This is a genomic window from Mesorhizobium sp. M7A.F.Ca.US.014.04.1.1 (assembly GCF_003998745.1).
In the GTDB taxonomy this organism is placed as follows: domain Bacteria; phylum Pseudomonadota; class Alphaproteobacteria; order Rhizobiales; family Rhizobiaceae; genus Mesorhizobium; species Mesorhizobium ciceri.
In genome coordinates, this window is record NZ_RZRW01000702.1 from 1 (window position 1) to 2,680 (window position 2,680).

Here is a 2,680-nt window from a genome sequence, read left to right on the forward strand (position 1 = left end):
CGCCCGGCATCGCCACGGCCCTGTCGACCGCGTCCGGCGCGCAGTTCGGCTTTCGCCGTTCCGTGCCTTTGCTGGTCGGCAGCGCCGCCGGCCTCGCCACCGTCACGGGTGCCGCTGCCGCCGGGCTTGCCGGCCTGCTGCTCGCCGTGCCCTCGCTGCAACTGGCGATGAAGGTCACCGGCTCACTTTATCTCGTCTGGCTGGCGATCAAGATCGGCCGCAGCGGACCGCCTAATCTGGATGTGAGCATGGCCAGGCCGAACAGCTTTCTCGGCGGCGCCGGCATTCAATGGATGAACCCGAAGGGATGGGCGATGGGACTGGGCGCCGCGGCGTCGTTCGCGGCATTGGCCAGCGGACCGATGCAGCTCGCGCTGCTGCTCGGCGCCACTTTCGGCCTCGCGGCCGCCGCCTCGCTGTCACTGTGGTGCGTGGCCGGCATGGTGCTGGCGCGGCTGCTCAAGACCGAATGGCAATGGCGCGCGCTCAACGTCGTGTTGGCGCTGGTACTGGCCGCCTCGATCATTCCGATGTGGCGGTCGGTGTAAAGCGCTCAAGCCAAAACCCGCGCCAGCCCCCCACCCTGACCTTCGGTCCGACCTCCCCACAAGGGGGAGGTGGGGAGTCCAGCTTTTCGCACCCCACAAGACCATTGTCGCATGGGCGGACAAGCCGCGTCCCCAACCTTCCCCCTTATGGGGGTCCGAAGGACGGGCGAGACCCGTGGCTCGCCCCGGCAAGTCGCTGCGAAGCAGCGGGGTGGGGGTCCTGGTTCGCAAAGCGAACCAGCCTCTCAAACTTCAAACCCCGTAACGCGCCGCCGGCTTGTCGGCGTGCAGGCTGCCGTAGAAGGCTTGCCGGGCGCCGAGGAATGTGTCGAGCTTGGCCGCATCGGCAAGCGCGGGCACGGTGACCGCCTCGCCTTTGGCCAAGCCGACAAGTGCGGCATCGACCATGTCGTCGGCGGTCATGATGATCTCCTTCGGAACGTTGGCGATATCGGTGCCGGCAAGTTCCCAGAAATCGGTCCGGGTCGCGCCCGGCAGCACCACCTGCACCTTCACATTGGTGCCCTCAACCTCACGGTGCAGGGCTTCGGTGAAGTTGACCACATAAGCTTTGGTGCCGCTGTAGATGCCGCCGAAGGAGGTGTCGAAGGCGAGCACCGAGGCGATGTTGACGATGCCGCCGCGGTTGCGTGCCAAAAGCCCCGGCAGCACGGCGCGGGTTAGACGCGTCAAGGCGATGGTGTTGACCTTGATCATGCGCTCGGCCGCGTCGACATCGGCGGTGGCCACGACGGCCTGGCCGCCGATGCCGGCATTGTTGACCAGCAGTGTGATGCTCTCGTCGGCTGTTACAGCTTGCTCGACGCGGCGCACATCATCGTCGTTTGCAAGATCGGCGCTGATCACGCCGACCTTGCGGCTATAGGTCTGGCGCAGCTTCCCGGCCAGTTCCTCCAGCCGGTCGGCGCGCCGCGCCACCAGCACCAGATCGTAGCCCTGCCCGGCCAGCCGGTCGGCATAGACCGCGCCGATGCCCGACGAAGCACCGGTGACGACCGCCGTGCCCTTGTTGCCCTGTCCACTCATTGTCCTGTTCCTTCTTCAACTGATCTTGTTCGTTTCGAATGACCCCCGGCACCGTGGCATCTGCCGCGCTGCCGGAAAGCCGCAAGATAGTGGCATATACCATTAATCGTGAAGTAGGCATATGCCACTATCTTGTCAATGAGACGGGCGGGGATTATTTGAGGGGAGCAGCCGGGCCTCATTCGCCGGCGCCAGGGACCATCATGTCAAAGGACAGCCTGCCCGGCCTCACGCTCTGCAACAACGCCGCGCTGCGCCGCGCGGCGCGCAAGCTCGGCAAGTTTTATGATGATGTGGTGGAGCCGTCAGGCCTCAAGGCGACGCAGCAGGGCCTGCTTTACCAGATCCATATGGGCGATGAGCCGGCGATGGGCGCCATCGCCACGTCGCTGATCATGGACCTGTCGGCGCTCGGCCATACGCTGAAACCGCTGATCCGCGACGGCTATGTCGAGACCTTCGCCGACCCGGAGGACCGCCGCGTCAAGCGTGTACGACTGACGCCAAAGGGCCTGGACAAGATCGAGGAAGCGATGAAACTGTGGCAAATCGCCCAGCAGCGTTTCGAGGATGTCGTCGGCAAGGACAAGGCCGAAGATTTGCGCGCGGCTCTGGATGAGATCGCCGCGCTGGATTTTGATCTGCCGCCGGCCACGCCCTAAGGCCAGCGTTTGCCAAAGACTCTACTCGGCAGGCATTTCTACAGGCCGAGCCGCCCAGCGGCCGGCGACCACGACGCCAAGCCCGACGATCGGGAAGATCGCGGCGACCAGGCCGAGATCGGCCGGCGCGCCGTAGCGCAGCACGGCACCACCGACCACGGCACCCAGCGCCACGCCGAGATAGAGCGCCGAGGCGTTGAGCGACAGCACGATCGGGGCGGCATCGGGCGCCAGCTTGATGATGCGGCTCGCCTGCGCCGGCGGGAACGCCCAGCCGACGATGCCCCACGGCACCATCATCGCCATCAGCGCCGGCCCGGCAATATGGTGCGGCAGGAAGGTCGGGATGACCGACAATAAGACCAGCATGCCGGCACTCAGCGCCAGCGACCAGCCGACGGTGCGGGACGCACCGAACCGGTC

3 protein-coding genes and 1 pseudogene are annotated in these 2,680 nt (G+C 66.0%); 2 read left to right on the forward strand and 2 right to left on the reverse strand.

The window, feature by feature from the left end:
* Nucleotides 1-548, forward strand: a 548-nt coding sequence (locus EOA22_RS30190) for a LysE family transporter (RefSeq protein ID WP_127390459.1), incomplete at its 5' end; no start/stop codon positions are given.
* Nucleotides 549-800: 252 nt separating this feature from the next.
* On the opposite strand, the gene EOA22_RS30195 is transcribed toward EOA22_RS30190, so the two are convergent.
* Nucleotides 801-1,595 (reverse strand): SDR family oxidoreductase, encoded by a 795-nt coding sequence (locus tag EOA22_RS30195; protein WP_013530115.1) that lies wholly within the window; start codon nucleotides 1,593-1,595, stop codon nucleotides 801-803.
* A gap of 203 nt (nucleotides 1,596-1,798) precedes the next feature.
* Here EOA22_RS30195 and EOA22_RS30200 point away from each other — a divergent pair, with 203 nt between their 5' ends.
* Nucleotides 1,799-2,257 carry a MarR family winged helix-turn-helix transcriptional regulator gene (locus EOA22_RS30200; protein ID WP_024504123.1) on the forward strand — a complete coding sequence of 153 codons (459 nt, stop codon included), beginning with the start codon at nucleotides 1,799-1,801 and terminating at the stop codon, nucleotides 2,255-2,257.
* A 21-nt stretch (nucleotides 2,258-2,278) separates the two neighbouring features.
* On the opposite strand, the pseudogene EOA22_RS30205 reads toward EOA22_RS30200, so the two are convergent.
* Nucleotides 2,279-2,680, reverse strand: a pseudogene (locus EOA22_RS30205) (MFS transporter); the annotation flags it as partial.